Origin of the sequence: Marinobacter sp. DS40M6 (assembly GCF_028581595.1) — a bacterium.
GTDB lineage: Bacteria > Pseudomonadota > Gammaproteobacteria > Pseudomonadales > Oleiphilaceae > Marinobacter > Marinobacter salarius.
The window spans coordinates 119,460-138,051 of the sequence record NZ_JAFCAE010000001.1; the positions used below are offsets into that span (position 1 = coordinate 119,460).

Here is an 18,592-nt window from a genome sequence, read left to right on the forward strand (position 1 = left end):
GTTAGGCAAGGTTATTCTGTGGCAGTCGTTACAATCCGTGCAAGTTGGGCGCTGCTTCCCCAGCTTATAGAAGGGGTTATCTTTGGTCGCAAGGGCACAGGTTTTACTTGCCTGGAACCCGGTATAATTGCGAACCTAACGAGTTATTTGCTTACCCTGATCGACCCTCGGAGCCCCTGAATGCTTGCCCAGATCCTGTCCACGATGTTGCCGGTCTTTCTGATCGCCGGTTGTGGTGCCCTTTACGGCCGATATCGCACTCCAGACATCAAAGGCTTGAACACCCTCAATATGGAGCTGTTCGTCCCCATGCTGGTGTTCGCGGTTCTGGCTGATCAACAGGCTCCGCTGCAGGATTACACCAGCCTGGCTCTGGCGGCAACGGTGGTCGTTCTGGGTTCCGGCATCGTGCTCTATCCGCTGGCCAGGATTCTGAACCTGAACCTTAAAACCTTCCTGCCGCCGATGATGTTCAACAATTCCGGCAACATGGGCATTCCCGTACTGGTATTTGCGTTCGGCGAGGCAGCCCTGCCCGCGGCCGTTGTCCTATTTGTCGTGGAAATGCTGCTGCACTTTACGGTGGGCATCTACATGCTGGACCCGCACACGTCGATCATCAGACGGCTTCGCATACCCGTTATTGCGGCAAGCATCGCCGGCCTTACCGTCAACTTCGGTGGCGTACCCATGCCACAATGGCTGCTGGAAACCCTGAACATGCTAGGCGGAGTGTGTATCCCGCTCATGCTCTTTACGCTTGGTGTTCGCATGCTGGATGTGGATTTCAGCGACTGGAAACTCGGGGTTCTGGGCGCTATTTCCGCGCCTGCATCCGGGTTGATTCTTGCCTGGCCAATGATAGCGATTCTGGATCTGCCGGGCCTGCAGATAGCTGCTTTGTGGGTCTTCGCCGCCATGCCCTCTGCTGTGTTGAACTACATGCTGGCGGAGCAGTATCAACAGGAACCTCATAAAGTAGCCTCACTGGTGCTTATGAGTAACCTCGGAAGCCTTGTGGTGATGCCGATTGTGCTGGGCCTGGTCTTTACAGCCGGCTATGTATGAACCGCTTCAGATAACGATCAATGTCGGAATCCTCGCCGATGCGTCAAGATCACTAACGCAAGCGCTTGCAACCTCTCTGGCTTTGGCCGAAGGTAAGAACGATTCAGGTTGAATTTCTTCTCGATATGGAGATCCGCCCATGAGTGTTCTGCTTCTACTGATCAGTGCGCTGGTACTGATCTATCTTGGCATCGGCGGCACCACTGCCGCCACCGTGCTTGTGATTGCAACGGTCGTCGGGCTGTTTCAGGATGGCTGGCACATCCTCAGTATACTGTTTGGTGGCGGGCTGCTTGCCCTCAGCCTGGTACTGGTGTTGCCAGGTGACCTGCGGCGCGAGAAGTTCAGCGCTCCGTTGCTGAACTGGGTGCGCGGTCGGCTCCCGAAGCTCTCGGATACCGAGGCCGAGGCCCTGCGCTCGGGCACTGTAGACTGGGATGGCGAGCTTTTCTCCGGGCAACCCAAGTGGTCGAAACTGCTCGATGCCAAACCGGCCCACCTCTCCAGCGAAGAACAGGCGTTCCTCGACGGGCCGGTCGAGAAGCTTTGCGGCATGCTGGATGACTGGAAAATCACCCACGAAGAGTACGACCTGCCCAACAAGGTCTGGAAGTTCATTCGCGAGAATGGCTTCTTCGGGTTGATGATTCCCAAGGAACAGGGCGGCAAGGGCTTTTCCCACACCGCCCACTCCGAGATCGTGATGAAGATTTCCACCCGCAGCGTATCCGCCGCTGTGACCGTCATGGTGCCCAACTCGCTTGGCCCGGGCGAGCTGCTGATGGAATACGGCACCGATGCCCAGAAAGAACATTACCTGCCCCGGCTGGCCGGCGGCGAGGAAATCCCCTGCTTTGCACTGACGTCGCCGGTCGCCGGTTCTGACGCCGGAGCTATTCCGGACAAGGGCATCGTCTGTAAGGGCCAGTGGAATGGCGAGGAAGTACTGGGCCTGAAAGTCACCTGGAACAAGCGCTACATCACACTGGCACCGGTGGCGACGCTGATTGGCCTGGCCATCAAGGTCTACGACCCGGACAAACTACTGGGCGACTCCGACGACATCGGCGTTACCTGCGTGATGGTTCCACAGGACCTTGAAGGGGTTCACTCCGGCGCCCGTCACCTGCCAATGAATACCGTGTTCATGAACGGTCCGACCTGGGGCAACGACGTGTTTATCCCCATGGATCAGGTGATTGGCGGCCAGGACATGTTGGGAAAAGGCTGGAAAATGCTGCTGGAATGCCTGTCCATCGGCCGTTCCATCTCCCTGCCCGCACTGGGTACCGGCGCTGGCAAAGTGGCCAGCATGGCCACAGGTTCCTATGCCCTGACCCGGGAACAGTTCGGCCGCTCCATCAGCCAGTTTGAGGGGGTTCAGGAAGCGCTGGAGCCCATCGCCGGCTACACCTACATGATGGATGCTGCCCGATTACTGACATCCGGCATGCTGGACCGGGGCGTACGCCCCTCCGTGCCGTCAGCGGTGCTCAAGTACCGCAATACCGACCTGATGCGCACGGTGATCAACCATGCCATGGACGTGGTTGCCGGCCGCGGTGTTATTACCGGCCCCCGCAACTTCCTGGCCAGGGCGTACCAGGCGGTCCCCATCGGCATCACGGTGGAAGGCGCAAACATCCTGACCCGCAGCCTGATGGTGTTCGGCCAGGGTGCCATCCGTTGTCACCCGTTTATTGTTGAAGAAATCGAAGCAGCGGGCATGGACGATAAAAAGGCGGCGGTCGAGAAGTTCGACGGCATCTTCTACCGCCATATCGCCCACACCACCCGCAACGCGTTACGCTCGTTAGTGCTGGCACTGAGCGGCGGCTTGCTGGAAACCGTGCCCCGCCAGGGTAACATCCAGTCCAGCTATCGCCAGCTTGCCCGGTTCTCGGCCGCGTTTGCCCTGATGACCGACGTCACCCTGCTGACGGTTGGTGGCGGCCTCAAGGCACGTCAGCGCCTGTCCGGGCGGATGGCGGACTGCCTTGTACACCTGTATTACGCCACGGCGGTGATCAAGCAATGGCACGAGGAAGGCTATCCGGAAGACCAGCGGCCGCTGGTGGAATGGTGCCTTCAGACCAGTCTGCGCGACCTCAAGACATCCATGCGCGAGCTGATCATCAACTTCCCGGTTCCGCTGTTGCGCTGGCCGCTGCGGATGCTGGTGTTCCCTCTGGGCGCCACCGGCCTCAACGGCCCGGACGACGCCCTGGGCACGGAGGTGGCCGCCAGCATTGTGAACGATACGCCGCTACGCCAGCGCATCAGCCGTGGCAGTTACATCAATACCGATCCGGACGACCCTTTGGGCCGTGTACTGAACGCGTACCGGCTGGCCAATGAAACCAAGGACATGCGCGATCGCCTGCATGAAGCCCTGCGCAATCGGGATGAAGACGAGCTGGGCGGTATCGACCTGCTGATGGGGCACCAGCGTAAGGAACTGGTGGACTGGGCCTGCGAGCAGGGCGTTGTTCAGAAAGACGAATGCGACAAACTTCTTGAGGCACTGGAAGCACTCTACGATGTCATCCGCGTGGATGCCTTCGAAGCCGACGGGCTGAAAGCCCTGTCCCGGTGTGCCAAAGGTAAGCGCAAAGTGGTCGAACGCCCGCCACGGGACGAAGAATAACCACTGGAATAACCACTAAAGGCACGCCCTGAACGGGGCGTGTCTCCCCCACTGTTCCCCTCGCCCATTCTTGACAGAATCCACATTCGCCAACTATTACTGAATGTCGGTTCAAATAGCTGTATTTGCGACCTTTCAAGAAACCAGCTGTCACAACAACGAATAAAAACACGCGGCATCAGCGCCGCTCACCTGAATTGAAAGGGGTGTCTTTCCGTGGAAGAGCAGGCTGTAGGCGAGCAGACACAACCATCCTCAACCATCCTTGAAACCAGGAACCTGACCAAGGATTTCAAAGGCTTTACCGCCATCAGTGACGTCAGCATCAACGTCAAGACAGGCTCCATACATGCGTTGATAGGCCCGAACGGGGCCGGGAAAACGACGTTTTTCAACCTGTTGACCAAATTCCTCAAGCCCAGCGCCGGGCAGATTATCTACGCTGGCAAAGACATTACCAACGCGCGCCCCGCGGGTATTGCCCAGCAGGGTCTGATTCGCTCTTTTCAGATTTCGGCGGTATTTCCCCACCTGTCTGCCCGCGAAAACGTTCGGGTCGCCCTGCAACGCAAGCTGGGCATTTCCTATCACTTCTGGCGGCCGGTACGAATTCTTGATCAACTGAATGAAGAAGCGCAGGCCACCCTGGAACAGGTCGGCCTGGGGCCCTTTGCCGATACCAAGGCGGTGGAACTCGCCTACGGACAGAAGCGGGCGCTGGAGATTGCCACCACCATTGCACTCAAACCCAGGCTCATGCTGCTTGATGAACCCACCCAGGGCATGAGTTCAGAGGACGTAGGCACGGTCACCGAGCTGATTCGCAAGGTGGTGGATGGCAGAACCATCGTGATGGTTGAGCACAACCTCAATGTGGTGTCCACGCTGGCCGACACCATCACCGTCCTGAACCGCGGGGAGGTGTTGGCTGAAGGCAACTACGACACGGTATCGACCAACCCCGCCGTCATGGAAGCCTACATGGGAACCACCGATGCAGCCTGATCAACGCCCGGAAATGCTCAAAATCGAGAATCTTCACGCCTGGTACGGCGAATCCCACATTCTCCATGGCCTCGATCTGACTCTGCGGGAAGGCGAGGTAATTACCCTGCTTGGCCGCAACGGGTCCGGACGCACGACCACGCTCAAGTCGATTCTGGGGCTGGTCAGCAAACGCACCGGCTCCATCAAGATCCACGGCACCGAAATCATCAACATGCCCACCCACCGCATTGCCCACGTTGGCAAGCTGGGGTATTGCCCCGAGGAGCGGGGGATTTTTGCGTCTCTCAACGTGGACGAGAACCTGGAGCTGCCCCCCGTGGTGGCCGATGGCGGGATGTCCGCGGACGAGATCTACAAAATGTTCCCGAATCTTGAAGAGCGCCGCAAAAGCCAGGGCTCCAAGCTCTCCGGGGGCGAGCAACAGATGCTGGCCATTGCCCGCATCCTTCGTACCGGCGCCAATCTCCTGTTACTGGACGAGATCACCGAAGGGCTTGCGCCGGTTATCCTCAAATCCCTGGATGATGTCATCCGCAAACTGCGTGACCGGGGATTCACCATCATTCTGGTTGAGCAGAACTTCCGCTTTGCCGCTCCGCTGGCCGACCGACACTATGTGATTGAGCACGGACGAGTGGTTGAGCAGATAGAAGCGGCCGATCTCGAGGCCAAGAAAGAGCAGTTGAACAGGCACCTGAGTGTCTGAACCCGAATCTAATAACAAAAGGAATCCCACCATGTTCAAGCACTGGAAATCTGGACTGGCAGGCGCCGTGGCAGCGGCTACCCTGGCAATGCCCCTCACGGCAGCGGCCGAATTGACCGACGGCAAAGTAAAAATCGGTGTCCTCAGTGACATGTCCGGCGTTTACAAGGCCCTCGAAGGGCCGGGCGCGGTGACTGCCGCCAAAATGGCGATCGAGGATTTTGGCGGTTCGGTGATGGGCAAACCCATTGAGATCATTTCCGCGGATCACCAGAACAAGCCGGATATCGGCGCCAGTACCGCCCGGGAATGGATCGATGCGGAAGAGGTGGACATGATCACCGCCCTCGACAACTCCTCCGTTGCCTTGTCCGTTCAGGGCCTGGCCAACGACAAGAAAATCATCACCATGAACACCGGCGCCGGCACCACCGCACTGACAGAAGAACAGTGCACGCCTTACGGTATTCACTACGTCTACGACACCCACGCGTTGCCGGTTGGCACTGCTACGGCGATGGTCAAGAACGGCGGTGAAAGCTGGTTCTTCATTACCGCCGATTACGCCTTCGGCCACTCTTTGCGGGACAACACCGGCGCCGTGGTGGAAAGTCTCGGTGGCGAGGTGGTCGGTAACGTCAATGCGCCACTGTCCACCAACGATTTCTCCTCCTACCTGCTCCAGGCCCAGTCTTCCGGAGCCGATGTCATTGGCCTGGCCAATGCCGGCCAGGACACAGTGAACGCCATCAAACAGGCCAACCAGTTCCGCATCGTGCAGGGCGGACAGAAACTGGCCGGCATGCTGGTATTCATCACCGACGTCCACAGCATGGGGCTAGACATTGCCCAGGGCCTGCAGTTCACCACGGCCTTCGTGTGGAACCAGAACGACGAGACCGAAGCCTGGTCCCGCCGCTTCTATGAACGCCACAACGCCATGCCCACCATGGTTCATGCCGGCGTTTACTCGGCGGTCACCAATTACCTGAAAGCAGTCAAAGCCACCGGTTCTGACGACAGCGATACCGTGCGTGCCGAACTGGGCGACATGACCCTTAACGACATGTTCGTGAAAGGGGGCAAGATTCTGCCCAACGGCTCCATGCTCCACGACATGTATCTGGTGGAAGTGAAGAAGCCGGACGAAGCCAGTGAGGAATGGGACCTGCTGCGGGTAGTCTCGAAGATCCCTGCGGATCAGGCCTACATCTCGCTGGAAGACACCAAGTGTTCGCTGGTTAACTAACCACACCGATTAACCACTGCTTCAGGGGAGATAGCCAACGTGTCGATGCAGGTCATACTGGCCCAGGCGCTGCTTGGGCTGAATGTGGGTGTGTTCTACGCCATGTTGAGTCTCGGGCTCGCGGTGATATTCGGGCTGCTGAATATCATCAACTTTGCCCACGGTGCCATGTACATGCTGGGTGCCTTTATCGCACTGATTGGCTACTCTCTGCTGGAGCAGTGGTTCGGTATCAGCCTTCAGATCGGATTCTGGGCGTCACTGCTGGTGGCGCCCGTGATCGTCGGTATTCTGGGGGTGACCATTGAACGCTTCATGCTCAAGCGTCTCTATGACCTTGACCACATCTATGGCCTGCTGCTGACGTTCGGTATCACGCTGATCCTGCAGGGCCTGTTTGCCAACTACTTCAACGTTTCCGGCACACCCTATCCGGGGCAACCGGAAAGTCTCAGTGGCGTGGTAAACCTCGGGTTCATGTACTTCCCCACCTACCGGCTGTTCGCCATCATTTTCTCCCTGGTGGTCTGTTTTGCCACCTGGTACGTCATCGAACACACCAAACTGGGTTCACGGCTACGGGCCGGTGTCGAGAACCCGGACCTGACCCAGGCATTTGGCCTGAATGTGCCACTGATGATCACCCTCACCTTCGCCTTCGGGGCCGGCCTCGCCGGCCTGGCAGGTGTACTGGCCGCGCCAATCTATTCGGTCAGCCCGTTAATGGGGGCGGACCTGATCATCGTCGTGTTTGCCGTGGTGGTGATCGGCGGCATGGGCTCGATTATGGGCGCCATTCTATCCGGGCTTGCGCTGGGCTTGATTGAGGGCCTTACCAAAGTGTTTTACCCGCCAGCGGCCAGCACCGTGATCTTCTTCCTGATGGTGCTGGTGCTGTTGTTCCGCCCTGCGGGCTTATTCGGTAAGGAGAAGTAAGGCCATGATCAACCGCGTTCTGTTTATCATCATGCTGGTCGCCGGCCTTGGCGCGCCCTTCTATGCCTACCCGGTCTTTGTGATGGACCTGCTGTGCTTCGCGCTCTTCGCCTGCGCCTTCAACCTGCTGCTCGGCTACGCCGGCCTGTTGTCGTTCGGGCACGCCGCGTTCTTCGGCGGTGCCGCGTACATTACCGGTTATGTGACCAAAGAGTGGGGATTCGGGCCGATATTCGGCATTCTTGCCGGCACCGGGTTTGCGTTGATTCTCGGCACGATATTCGGCTTCCTCGCCATCCGCCGACAGGGCATCTACTTTGCCATGGTGACTCTGGCGCTGGCGCAGATCATCTACTTTCTGGCGCTTCAGATGCCGTTCACCGGAGGTGAAAACGGTCTCCAGGGCATTCCCCGTGGCGAACTCTTCGGCTTCATCAGCCTCAACAACGAAATCGCCATGTACTACTTTGTGTTTGCGGTGTTCCTGATTGGTTTCGCCATTATCCACCGAACCATCAACTCGCCCTTTGGCGAAGTCCTCCAGGCCATCCGGGAAAACGAATCCAGAGCACTCTCACTCGGGTACGACGTCGACCATTTCAAGCTACTGGCGTTTATCATTTCCGCCACACTCGCGGGTACCGCCGGCGCCACAAAAGCCGTGATATTCCAGTTTGCCGCACTGACCAATGCGCACTGGCAAACCTCGGGCGAAGTCATCCTGATGACACTGGTGGGAGGCCTTGGCACCATCTTCGGGCCAGTACTGGGCGCGATTACCGTCGGTGCACTCAGCCACGAACTGTCGGCATTCGGCTCCTGGGTACAGGTGATCCTGGGGACTGTGTTCGTCGTCTGCGTGATGGTATTCCGCCGCGGTATCGTCGGTGAAATACAGCATCGGCTGCTGAAGAAGAAAGCGGATAAATAGGCCGCCGGGGCTTGTTACTCGCCCCGCAAGCCGCCGCGGATAGCCTCATCCACCAGCCAGCGACGCAACACCTGCAGCCCACGCTCCCGCCGACGGCTGGTTTTCCAGGCGAAATAGAACTTGTCGCCCGTCATCACCGAGTGACTGGGCAAACGGACAAAATCGCCGGAATCCAGTCGTGTGCTCAGCATGTAATCGTTGGTCAGCGCGATGCCCTGATGAAAACGGGCCGCCTCCAGAGCCAGCAACATGTGGCTGAAGTGCTGTATCCGCGCCGTACCGGGGATCTTCTGATCCACCGCCCGATACCAGGCTTCCCAGTCACCGGCCGCCTTGTCGAAAATGCTGTGGGTGGACAACAGTGGGAAGCGACTCACCTCCTCCGACGACAACTCTGGCTCATCCCTTCCCTCAACCTCTGAATCCCGCCCCAGTTCCCGACGGATGCGCTGCCAGTAATCCTGGCTGCACACCGGAAACAGCCGCTCGGTATACAGCAACTCATAACTGAATGCCGCGGAAGACGGCTTGATGGTGATAAAACAGTCCGCCACCCGGTCGGACAGCACCGGGTTCTCACTGCTCATCTCCAGGGAAAGATCCAGTTGCGGATACTCCCGCTGCAAATCCGGCAACCGCGGCACCAGCCAGCGCACCGCAAATGAACTGAACACCGACAACCGTAACCGCGACTCCTCATGGCCCAGCAACTGCTCACTCACCCGTTCAATCTGCAACAACGCCGACCCCACGCCATCCAGATACTGCCGGCCTTCGTCGGTCAACGTCAGAGTGCGGCCACTGCGCCAGAACAGTTTCTCACCGAGATAGGTTTCCAACTGCTTGATCTGGTGACTGACCGCACTTTGACTGACCGCCAGCTCCTCCGCCGCCAGCGAAAAGCTGTTCAGCCGGGCAACGGCTTCGAAGACGGGTAGGGCTTTGAGAGGTGGAAGCTTCATTATCTAAATTTCTAATGATAAGTGATTAAAGATCATTTTATCGGATAGTAATACACCACTAGACTCACCACCACAAGATTCAGGGAGCCCTGCACACCACCCTTTCCAAAACTGTACGGAGCCATGGATGGCGGAGTCCAAGCGTCACATGGATGTGCCGAAGGAGCGTGTTTTGGAAAGGGTGGTGTGCAGGGCGACAACTCCGATGTCGGAGCAAAACCAAGAGGAGCCGAAATCATGTCAGGCAAAACCGTAAACAGTGCAATCCTTCTGCTGGTGATCGGCAACGCCATGGCATTGATCAGCGATGTGTTCATCAAACTGCTGGAACCCGGCGCCCCCGTATTCCAGTTTGCCTTCCTGCGCTGCGTCATCACCCTGTTGCTGCTACTGCCCCTGGCCGGCCAACTCAGCCGGAAACACCTGTTTTCCGGCATCAAGGTCCACGCCATGCGGGCCCACATACACCTGGCTGGCATCCTGTGCATGGTTGTTGCCCTCGGCAATCTCCCGCTGGCCACCGCCAACGCCGTGTTCTACGCCGCCCCCATCCTGGTCATGGTGCTGTCCGTCATCCTGTTCCGGGAAAAGCTGACCCCGCTGAGCGTCTTTGCCGTCTTCAGCGGATTTGGCGGCATCGTCGTCATCCTGCGGCCAGTAGAATTCAACTGGGCGGCCATCGCCGCACTGGCCTCCGCCTTTGCACTGGCCATCAACGCCGTCATGGTTCGTAAACTGCCGAAGCAGCAGTCCACCGTTCACAAGCTGTTCCTGAATTACGCGCTGATCATCCCGGCTGCCGGCGCACTGGCCTTATGGGAAGGCGCCGCCTGGGACAGCTCCATACTTATCAGTGCACTTGGATCTGCCCTGTTTATTCTGGGCTACAACATCACCGTGTTGCTGGCCTACCAGCAGGTGGATGCCAACCAGGTGACCAGCGCCGAATACACCGGCCTGATCTGGGCGGTGCTAATTGGATGGATAGGTTTCAATGAAATGCCCGACCTTTGGTTCGCCGTGGGCAGTGCCATGATTGTGGTGCCACTTATCATGGTGGGGTTGCGTTCGCGTCATCGGAGTCGCCGGGTATTGCAGCCTCAGCCGGTGAATAGTTGACGCGTTCAGTCCATAGAGATACCAAGGAGTAACCTGCGCCCATCTGATGGACCTAATTCTGCGGTTACTCCTCAGCTTCGTAGGTCAAACGAAACTGAATGCGGTGTTCCAAAGTTTGATTGGCCGAGATACGGAACTGAAGCTACGGTCGCAAAGCGGACGTTCAGGCGGAGAGACCAACACCCTTCCTCGGAGAAATTCAGCCTCTTTTTAGGAATGTCCGCAGTAACGGTGTAGAACCCAACGCTGATAACTAGGGTATCGGTTCAGACTCGGACCTGAATTCGCGAGGTAGCTTGCCCCTTACCTTGTAGTCCATCAGTGCTTTAGGGTTTCTGGCTATCCGCTGGCGTGTCGAGAATTCATGCGATGCGCATCCTTGTTCATTTACACTGAATTGTCTCTCAGCTTTCAAAAATGCAAGGGTCTCTGGGGCTTGCGCCCCAAGTTTCAGCGAATCCAACCGCGCATGTTGGCGGTTTCTATCCCCCTGGCAAGCAATAGGCAGGTGACAGCAACGCAGTAAATGCCTGTCGTTATGGTTCCGGATATGTCGAAGCAGGCAGCTGCTTTGTTTGCCACGGACAATCCGCCCGCAAGTTGTTTCAGTGCTTTCGGTGTGCTGGTTATCAGTTCGTGTCGGCTCATAGATTTTCCTCGTTAAATTTGCGCTTTTCTTGTTGGACAACACTTCTCGAAGTGACTTCGAAAACGTGTTTCCAGACTTATTTAGCGTTTCGAGACAATGACGCTTCGATTTCCCAGCGGGGGTTCGAGCTGTCACTCATCTCTATTAATTCAACGGGCTGCTTGAGCGCGACTGGCGGGGGCTGCAGGGGCTTCTACCTCGTTATCACAGACGTTTTTAAAAAGTCTGTGGACTTACCCCGGTGCAGTAAGTGGAAACAAGAGAGACGTTTGCAGCACAGAGCTCAAGATGGGATCACCGGACGCAAACAGTTTTGCGACACTTGTGGTTGATCTCCGGTAGCCAGCGCGGGGACCAAAAGTCATCGGAGAGCCTTCCGGCTCAGTGTCCGCTTTTGTTTTGGTGTCGCGTGGGATGCGGGACGGTCGCAAAGCGAGCATTCAGATCCGTGCACGAAGGGCTCATTTTGAGGGTCTTATGTGTCATCCGTATTGGGGCAAGTCCATTCACGGTTTCATAGGCGTCCTCGATGTCCAAATACCCACTCCCTATCAACCAAAATTCGTTACACTCTAGGTAATGAGCAAACACTCACCCATTACCCTGCCCAAAGAAAAGCCCTTGTATCACCTAAATGGCTGGCTAAGCGCCTTGCTACCCAATGGTGCTTGCAGTCATCTATCGTTGGTTAAAGACTTCCAAGACAACCTTTACCAAACCGAAGAAAAACTGTTGTCTGGTATGTCTACTGCAAGGTGTAGAGAGTTTGTAGCAGGACGAACACTTAGCCGCTTCTTGCTCGCAGCTCTAGGATGTCCTTCTCAACCAGTTTTAAGAGGATATGACGGAATGCCTATATGGCCTGACGGCTACTGCGGGTCAATCACTCACAAACAAGGAGTATGCGGCGCTATCGTCGCTAAAAGTGAAGCCCTTGCCTCAGTTGGGCTGGATCTTGAGTTTAACCAGCCTCTAACAGAGTCAGTATGGAAGAACTTCATAAACGAAGGCGAGCTTGAAGATTCCCCTAGCTTCGACTGGAAAGCAAACATTCTCTTTTCATGTAAGGAAGCTGCCTTTAAATGCTTATCGTCCTCTGGCATGGACAGCGCCAACATTCCATTGCGTGAAATTCTTGTGACGTTTTCCGAAGATAGCAACAAAGGCTTCGCAGTAGCTTGCCACTTTAGAGGGGTAACCCTGCATGGGCGAGCTATTGTACATCGAAGGATTGTGCTCTCCGCAATAAAAATGGTTTGATTTTCGAACACATTGATACCAATATGTTTGGAAAACAAACCGGGAGTTTTCATGGCCAAAGTAACGCTGGAAAAGTTTCTCTCCAATCTAGAAGAGCTCAAAGAACTATTTACTAATGAGCTTGAGAGCATATTGGAGGGTGAGGAAGGTCTAGATGATCCCGACGCCGACGATGACATTTTTAGCGGAGGCGCGGCGAGCGTAGATTCTAAAGCAGTTGTTCAGCTAAACCCGATAGCCGAGAACGAGCTAAAAATAAAGCTTGACCCTGAAGAATGGATTACACCGGGTGGCTTCGGCACAGTAGACGAAGCAGTAAGTTCCCTGATCGAGGCCATCAAAAAGGTCTTGGAGAAATGAGGATAACCATTCATGAGCAATGACGAAATCGGACTCATAGCTGAACGACTCAGGGAGGCAAGAAAATATATGGGCTTCTCTCAGGATTTCGTGGCAAAGCATCTAGGCATTCCTCGTTCTGCTGTTTCATTGATAGAGTCGGGAAGCCGTCGAGTCAGAAGCGATGAGCTTGTTAAGCTTTCCTCGCTTTACCACCGACCAGTAAGCTACTTTACTGACAACGATTCGAATGAAGAAGACCCAGCAATCGCACTTCTCGCAAGAAACTACAAGAACCTCTCCGACAATGATCGGACTGAGCTTGTCCAGTTTGCTCAGTTCCTGGCATCAAGAAAGAAAACAAGGACGAGTGAATGAATATTCGAGGGGCGCGCCTCAAAGCTACAGCGGCTGCTAGCGACTTGCATCGCAAACTAAACTTGAGGTCTGAAATTAGAGAAGGACTTCGGCCAATAGATGTCTACAAATCAATCATTGACCTAGATGTACCACTTCTCTTCCGCCCCCTCGAAGGCGTGCTCGGTGTTTATTTATCAAGCCCGGAAAAAGGCATCCTTATCTCATCTTCGGATGCGCTTAATCCGGCTAGGCAACGCTACACGGCCGCTCATGAGCTCGGCCATCTATGTATGGGGCATGGCAACAGCGTGGACGACGCCCACAATATTAATGACCAAGAGAGCTTGCAGCGAGCCGAAACAGCGCCTACTGATGTACCCATTTTCGAAGCTGAAGCTGAGATGTTCGCCTCCGAATTTTTAATGCCAAAAGCCTTGATTGTTAGCACCTGCAAAAAAATGGGGTTGAACAAAGCGGGAATAATGAACCCAAAGAACGTTTATCAACTGGCATTGAGACTCGGAACAAGCTATCAAGCCACCTGCTATGCCCTCAGGTCCAATGAACTAGTTAGTTTTCAGGCGCTGAACCGCCTCACACAGTTCACCCCAAAGCAGATCAAGCAAGAATGCATAGACGAGGGGACCTCAATCGAGCACCCGCATTCTGATGTGATTCTTTTGGACAAAACCGATCACGGTCGGCAGCTGTTATTAAAGCCCGGCGACCACGTCATTATGTCTCTTCCAGAACATACGTCAGGAGGATTTCAGTGGACAGTTCCCGACATTAGCCCACTCGTACACTGGTTAGATGATAAGAGAAGTGGAGCTTCGCCTGAAGGTGTTTTCGGTTCCCCGGTGCTTAGACACCTGACGTTTACGGGAGAATCTAAAGTCGATCTTCTGCTTACAGAGTGTAGATCATGGGGAGATCGGGAATATATCAACCAGTTCGGAATAAACGTCGATTTTCGAGGTCGTGAAGAAGGGCTTCCACGAGTTGCACGGGAGGCCCTCTGACTATGTCTAGCCCCGTCAAAGTTATTTGCGACTATAGAGCTCAGCTACCTGGAATACGTGATCAAGGGTCGCGCCCACAGTGCCTGACGTTCGCCGCGAGTGATGCGAACTCCTACTCCAATGGAACCCAAGACTGCTTATCAGTGGAATACTTAGCTCTCCATGCAGCAAACAACCAGACGTGTGGAGGCAGCGGATTTACTTTTGAATCAATAGCGCTCGCTCTGCACAACCAAGGACAACCACTAGAACATAAGTTCCCTTACGATCCTACCTCCAAGCAGCTGACAAGGCCTCTCAAATACGATAAATCGCACTACACACCTCTCTACAAAGCTATTTTGCTCATCAAGCTTCCTAAATTCGATGAAATAATCCAAGGCCTCTCACAAGGAAAATTGTTTGTGCTTGGACTTGAGGTGACTCAGGGGTTTTTGCGCAATGACCCATCAGCGATTTTTAGTGACGAGGTCGGCACGAGAGGAATGCATGCGGTGCTAGCAGTTGGATACGGTGAGCTTCCATCAGGCGAGCTAGTAATTCTCGTGAGGAATAGCTGGGGAGACTCATGGGGAGACGCTGGCCATGGTTGGATCACAAAGTGCCTGTACTCAAATAAGGCGGCAAACGTAGCAGAGCTGGAGGCGTAAGTGATAGAAGTCTGTAATGGAGTATCTAGGTCGGAGGCATGGCTAAAGGCGGTGCAAAAGCTTTCTTCCGCACCTGAAAACGAACTATATAATCTAATTATCGAGATAGACGAGCCGTGCAGCAGCACAAAACAGGATCGCGAAGTAGAAAAATGGATCGACCAATACCTCACGAAGAATCCGGTGAATACAGTCGCAGAGACAATCTTTCCAGCATCAGAGTACAGACGTCACAAAGCTAAAGGCGTTTATAGTGTCTACCCAGATGTGGTTTATCCCCAGGTACGGAGATTTAGCGCGAACCAACAAGGAACATATGCCTACCGCATCTTGAGAGGAGTGGACAGCAAAGGTGCGACGACACGCCCACTTGAAAACATAATATCTAGAATAAAGAGCCAAACAGGCCAGAACGGCACGAGAATAAGACTATGCTACGAAGTCGCAGTAGCGCAGCCATGTGATATTTCCATCAGCCAAAATGGTAAAGCAATCCGCGCCTTTCCTTGTATGAGCCATCTCAGCTTCAAACTTTCGAAAGACTGCAAAGCGGTCCACTTAACAGCCCTCTATAGAAGTCAGTACTACTTCAGTAAAGCACTCGGAAACTTTCTTGGCTTAGCTCGTCTTCTTAAATTCGTAGCCAACGAAACTGGCCTTGCCCCTGGCTCGCTTGTTTGTCACGCAACCTATGCGAAGCTTGATTACCCACAAGGAAAAACCCGAAAAGCACGAAACGAACTTGGAAAAAATTTCCTGAACAAGGAGACCTAAGTTGCTTCCTGACGAGTACCTAAAGTTAGCGCTGAAGACATCTGTAATTGACTGGACGGACAAAGAGCAACGGAAGATAGCCCCTCTTGGACTCCTTGGGGAGTTAGGTTCGCTTGCTACGGTCCTCAAAAGGGGCATCCGTGACTCGTCCTCTTATGAAGGGTACGACGAGCACCTGAAGGAAGAACTTGGGGATCTTCTGTGGTACCTGGTCGTAATCTCATATAGTCGCGGCGAGAAGTTGCAGTCGTGGCCTATCCCTAAAGAAACGAGGGATTTGTTTCACCACCTCCTCGCTGTTGAAGAAAGCGTCACTGAGCTCATGGTGAACGACACACGATCTTCAAAAGCATCCAGCAGTACAGCAGCAAATATCCATCAAGTATTCCAAGAGCTGGCCAATATGGTTAATGCTGTTGGGCTAACCATGGCAAGCGTCGCGGTGGCGTCGTCTAAAAAAATTCGTGCTCATTGGCTGGAAGATGCTGAAAAACCGGCGGCGAGGTACGATCAAAACTTTCCGGAATACGAAAGGCTTCCTAGAAAGTTCGAGGTCAGTTTTCTAGAGCTTAAGCATCAAGACCAGGGGCTGCCGAATGAACTAATCATTTCTATTGACGGGATGCACTTGGGAGATCGGTTGACAGACAATAACCACGAAATCGACGGATACCGATATCATGATATTTTTCATTTGTCAGCGGCATGCTGCCTCGGATGGTCTCCCGTATTTAGGCGGATGCTAAAAAAGAAAAGAAAGAGCGATGCCCGAATCGATGAAGTGGAGGATGGTGCAAGAGCCGCAATACTAGAAGAGGCAATCGTGGGTCAAATATTCGCATACTCTCGAACTAAAAATTATCTAGAAAACATCAAGAGAGTAGATGCTGACCTCATCAAACTAATCCAAAGCCTAGTCCAAGGGTATGAAGTCGAGTCCGCTGAACCATGGGAATGGCAAGATTACATTTTAAAAGCCATGGGCATTTTTCGAGAAGTGCGAAATGGCTTCACAGGGAAAATATCATTCGACGCTGAACAGAGATCTATCGAAATCACTAAGTCCTAGACGATACCGGCATTTTTTCTAAAAACATACACTCAGATCGCCGAGCGTCAAAAAGACATCAAGTCAGTCAAGCAAACAGGGGGAGACTAGAGCCTTCCGAGAAGCTAAACGCTTGAGTCTTTTCGGACACATCAGGCAAAGCCTCTGCTCGGATACTCTCATTGAGTCCCCACTTGGGTGGGAACCAAGGTGAAATGCTCTCTCGGGAGCTTGGCGCGTATTTTTGCTTAATTCGAGTCCTGCCACTACGCCCCGCAAACTCCGGGTGTGCAACTCGAGAATATTTATCTACCTCACAAAAAAGGTTCTGGCAATCTATCAGCTTTAGGGGCCTTCCCCACAACGACTGAAAGCTCAACCCCAGCCTGTCGAAGTGCTCCTCTTGCTGTTCACACACCATTTTAATGATGTCGGCCTCACTGTAATCTCCAAAATCACTAAAACACTTTCGAATCCCATCACGAGCTCCCGGACCGGGCATGACGAACTCTGTTTCTGAAAAATCGAAATGATCGGAGTAATTGAGATCGGTAATGTACTGATAAGCTAGAAACGCTCCAATTGAAGGCAACGAAAGCAGCATATTATAGCCTTCCTCCATCGAGCTAACGCTCGCAATCTCTGAGAAAAATCCGGACCATTTGAGCGATTCCAGTAGCTCTAAGTGAAACTGGTGCTTAGAGCTCTTTCCAGACCCATGGGTTTTCCCAGATGGCATAATGTAAGCTGCGGAGTATATGGCTCCTTTATGAGCTTTCGCTGCATCTAGCATTTTACCAAAGTGCTTCGACTCGAACGCATCAAGGGAAATCTGCTTATCCAACTCATTCGATAGGAATTCCCAAGTCTCTATTTTATTGAATATTTTGAAGAGTATTATCCGGAAAACAGTATCTTCCAGCCCATAACGCTTTCCATAAATGACTTCTTTGATGAGGTACTGACTCACACGGTCGGACGCCCGGTAAGCATTAGTAAACTTGTGAGCCGAGATAATTGGATCTTCGGTCCATGGCATACGCTTCCCTTTTACACGCCTCATGAAGACGTTTTGCCTCTCGGCTGCAAAGCGCCAGTAGGTATCGAACACCAAGGAAGGTTTTGGCTTGCGCATCCTCACGAACATAGATGGGCTCTTTCTGAGCACCTTGCTTGTTGTAGTTACCATATTTCGCGCTTCCCGGTTGAACGTACTTTCAGTGTAATTATATAATGATATTATCAAATTCAACTGTTATTATCAAAGAATGTCGCGAACTAGAAAAAACTCACAGCTCCGGACCCAAATGTGCGCACGACTCAAAGTGCTAGTACATGATGTTCTAGAGTTGACTGATAAGGAAGCATCCTCAAGGATGGGCTATAGCAATACCACAACGCTATGGCGAGTTTGGCAGGGAAAAACTTTCCCTGACGCAGAAAAGCTCTATCTACTCGCTACCAATGTTGGCCAAGACGGAACGAAACCAAGTTTGCACTGGGTGATAACGGGAGAGGGGGAGCCACTTCAAAGCGAAGAACCCCGCGCTCAAAGCGGACAGTTAGCGAGGCTCCGCTTAAAGGAACATATCCAACGAATGCCTTTAGACAAGGCGGAATCACTCCTATCTTTTCTGATTGATTAACTCAATCTAAAAGCCACGTAAAATACAATCTTTGACGCGAAGATTACGGCCATTGGCCGCTGCAGTCATGTCCGATCCGGAACGGCTGAAAACTGCCTGCAGGGTGAGAGGCACTAATGTTCGCCTTTGTTTAGAAGCGGTCTTTTTTTGAGGCAGAATCCCCGCTGATAATGATTGGACTAAAGAGCCGGCGCCGTTCACAGGCGCCGGCGAGGGGC

18 protein-coding genes are annotated in these 18,592 nt (G+C 53.8%); 15 read left to right on the plus strand and 3 right to left on the minus strand.

The annotated features are described in order from the left end of the window. Window positions 1-180 precede the first annotated feature (180 nt). From JJO78_RS00580 to JJO78_RS00610, 7 genes are all read left to right on the plus strand, one after another. Window positions 181-1,068, plus strand: a complete 888-nt coding sequence (locus JJO78_RS00580; RefSeq protein ID WP_036211478.1) for an AEC family transporter — start codon at window positions 181-183, stop codon at window positions 1,066-1,068. Window positions 1,069-1,207: 139 nt separating this feature from the next. Further along, window positions 1,208-3,715, plus strand: coding sequence for an acyl-CoA dehydrogenase (locus JJO78_RS00585; RefSeq protein ID WP_041332969.1), 2,508 nt, complete (start codon window positions 1,208-1,210; stop codon window positions 3,713-3,715). A 216-nt stretch (window positions 3,716-3,931) separates the two neighbouring features. Next, entirely contained in the window at window positions 3,932-4,720 is a 789-nt protein-coding gene (locus JJO78_RS00590; RefSeq protein ID WP_007155128.1) for an ABC transporter ATP-binding protein, read from the plus strand. Then, window positions 4,710-5,429, plus strand: a complete 720-nt coding sequence (locus JJO78_RS00595; protein WP_041332967.1) for an ABC transporter ATP-binding protein — start codon at window positions 4,710-4,712, stop codon at window positions 5,427-5,429. The genes JJO78_RS00590 and JJO78_RS00595 overlap by 11 nt, the downstream gene beginning before the upstream one ends. A gap of 31 nt (window positions 5,430-5,460) precedes the next feature. Next, window positions 5,461-6,678: an ABC transporter substrate-binding protein gene (locus JJO78_RS00600; protein ID WP_091643082.1), complete on the plus strand. Its 1,218-nt coding sequence runs from the start codon at window positions 5,461-5,463 to the stop codon at window positions 6,676-6,678. Between the two features lie 45 nt (window positions 6,679-6,723). Next, on the plus strand, window positions 6,724-7,614 hold the full coding sequence (locus tag JJO78_RS00605; protein WP_036211490.1) for a branched-chain amino acid ABC transporter permease: 891 nt from the start codon (window positions 6,724-6,726) through the stop codon (window positions 7,612-7,614). Window positions 7,615-7,618: 4 nt separating this feature from the next. Next, window positions 7,619-8,545: a branched-chain amino acid ABC transporter permease gene (locus tag JJO78_RS00610; protein ID WP_036211493.1), complete on the plus strand. Its 927-nt coding sequence runs from the start codon at window positions 7,619-7,621 to the stop codon at window positions 8,543-8,545. A 14-nt stretch (window positions 8,546-8,559) separates the two neighbouring features. On the opposite strand, the gene JJO78_RS00615 is transcribed toward JJO78_RS00610, so the two are convergent. Then, complete coding sequence (locus JJO78_RS00615; RefSeq protein WP_085678433.1) at window positions 8,560-9,507, minus strand: LysR family transcriptional regulator; 948 nt, start codon at window positions 9,505-9,507, stop codon at window positions 8,560-8,562. Between the two features lie 237 nt (window positions 9,508-9,744). On the opposite strand from JJO78_RS00615, the gene JJO78_RS00620 reads away from it, so the two are divergent. Beyond that, window positions 9,745-10,626 (plus strand): DMT family transporter, encoded by an 882-nt coding sequence (locus JJO78_RS00620; protein WP_273622650.1) that lies wholly within the window; start codon window positions 9,745-9,747, stop codon window positions 10,624-10,626. 450 nt (window positions 10,627-11,076) lie between these two features. Here JJO78_RS00620 and JJO78_RS00625 read toward each other — a convergent pair whose 3' ends face one another. Further along, window positions 11,077-11,274 (minus strand): hypothetical protein, encoded by a 198-nt coding sequence (locus tag JJO78_RS00625; protein WP_273622651.1) that lies wholly within the window; start codon window positions 11,272-11,274, stop codon window positions 11,077-11,079. 580 nt (window positions 11,275-11,854) lie between these two features. Here JJO78_RS00625 and JJO78_RS00630 point away from each other — a divergent pair. Genes JJO78_RS00630 through JJO78_RS00660 form a run of 7 tightly spaced genes read left to right on the plus strand, consistent with a single transcriptional unit; the run spans window position 11,855 to window position 16,749 of the window. Further along, window positions 11,855-12,535, plus strand: coding sequence for a 4'-phosphopantetheinyl transferase family protein (locus JJO78_RS00630; RefSeq protein ID WP_273622652.1), 681 nt, complete (start codon window positions 11,855-11,857; stop codon window positions 12,533-12,535). A gap of 51 nt (window positions 12,536-12,586) precedes the next feature. Further along, complete coding sequence (locus JJO78_RS00635) at window positions 12,587-12,895, plus strand: hypothetical protein (protein WP_273622653.1); 309 nt, start codon at window positions 12,587-12,589, stop codon at window positions 12,893-12,895. Window positions 12,896-12,907: 12 nt separating this feature from the next. Further along, entirely contained in the window at window positions 12,908-13,252 is a 345-nt protein-coding gene (locus JJO78_RS00640; RefSeq protein ID WP_273622654.1) for a helix-turn-helix domain-containing protein, read from the plus strand. Further along, window positions 13,249-14,256 carry an ImmA/IrrE family metallo-endopeptidase gene (locus JJO78_RS00645; protein ID WP_273622655.1) on the plus strand — a complete coding sequence of 336 codons (1,008 nt, stop codon included), beginning with the start codon at window positions 13,249-13,251 and terminating at the stop codon, window positions 14,254-14,256. Before JJO78_RS00640 ends, JJO78_RS00645 begins: the two co-directional genes overlap by 4 nt. 2 nt (window positions 14,257-14,258) lie before the next feature. Continuing rightward, a complete protein-coding gene (locus JJO78_RS00650) occupies window positions 14,259-14,906 on the plus strand; it encodes a C1 family peptidase (protein ID WP_273622656.1) in 648 nt (215 codons plus the stop codon). Beyond that, complete coding sequence (locus tag JJO78_RS00655) at window positions 14,907-15,680, plus strand: hypothetical protein (RefSeq protein WP_273622657.1); 774 nt, start codon at window positions 14,907-14,909, stop codon at window positions 15,678-15,680. 1 nt (window position 15,681) lies between these two features. Beyond that, on the plus strand, window positions 15,682-16,749 hold the full coding sequence (locus JJO78_RS00660) for a MazG nucleotide pyrophosphohydrolase domain-containing protein (protein ID WP_273622658.1): 1,068 nt from the start codon (window positions 15,682-15,684) through the stop codon (window positions 16,747-16,749). A 67-nt stretch (window positions 16,750-16,816) separates the two neighbouring features. Here JJO78_RS00660 and JJO78_RS00665 read toward each other — a convergent pair whose 3' ends face one another. Beyond that, window positions 16,817-17,917, minus strand: coding sequence for a nucleotide kinase domain-containing protein (locus JJO78_RS00665; RefSeq protein WP_273622659.1), 1,101 nt, complete (start codon window positions 17,915-17,917; stop codon window positions 16,817-16,819). Window positions 17,918-18,592 lie beyond the last annotated feature (675 nt).

Coding starts and splice junctions, on each gene's coding strand:
- JJO78_RS00615 (WP_085678433.1), bottom strand. CDS start 9,507: ATGAAGCTTCCACCTCTCAAAGCCCTACCCGTCTTCGAAGCCGTTGCC.
- JJO78_RS00610 (WP_036211493.1), top strand. CDS start 7,619: ATGATCAACCGCGTTCTGTTTATCATCATGCTGGTCGCCGGCCTTGGC.
- JJO78_RS00630 (WP_273622652.1), top strand. CDS start 11,855: ATGAGCAAACACTCACCCATTACCCTGCCCAAAGAAAAGCCCTTGTAT.
- JJO78_RS00635 (WP_273622653.1), top strand. CDS start 12,587: ATGGCCAAAGTAACGCTGGAAAAGTTTCTCTCCAATCTAGAAGAGCTC.
- JJO78_RS00585 (WP_041332969.1), top strand. CDS start 1,208: ATGAGTGTTCTGCTTCTACTGATCAGTGCGCTGGTACTGATCTATCTT.
- JJO78_RS00650 (WP_273622656.1), top strand. CDS start 14,259: ATGTCTAGCCCCGTCAAAGTTATTTGCGACTATAGAGCTCAGCTACCT.
- JJO78_RS00620 (WP_273622650.1), top strand. CDS start 9,745: ATGTCAGGCAAAACCGTAAACAGTGCAATCCTTCTGCTGGTGATCGGC.
- JJO78_RS00625 (WP_273622651.1), bottom strand. CDS start 11,274: ATGAGCCGACACGAACTGATAACCAGCACACCGAAAGCACTGAAACAA.
- JJO78_RS00640 (WP_273622654.1), top strand. CDS start 12,908: ATGAGCAATGACGAAATCGGACTCATAGCTGAACGACTCAGGGAGGCA.
- JJO78_RS00600 (WP_091643082.1), top strand. CDS start 5,461: ATGTTCAAGCACTGGAAATCTGGACTGGCAGGCGCCGTGGCAGCGGCT.
- JJO78_RS00645 (WP_273622655.1), top strand. CDS start 13,249: ATGAATATTCGAGGGGCGCGCCTCAAAGCTACAGCGGCTGCTAGCGAC.
- JJO78_RS00605 (WP_036211490.1), top strand. CDS start 6,724: ATGCAGGTCATACTGGCCCAGGCGCTGCTTGGGCTGAATGTGGGTGTG.
- JJO78_RS00580 (WP_036211478.1), top strand. CDS start 181: ATGCTTGCCCAGATCCTGTCCACGATGTTGCCGGTCTTTCTGATCGCC.
- JJO78_RS00595 (WP_041332967.1), top strand. CDS start 4,710: ATGCAGCCTGATCAACGCCCGGAAATGCTCAAAATCGAGAATCTTCAC.
- JJO78_RS00665 (WP_273622659.1), bottom strand. CDS start 17,917: ATGGTAACTACAACAAGCAAGGTGCTCAGAAAGAGCCCATCTATGTTC.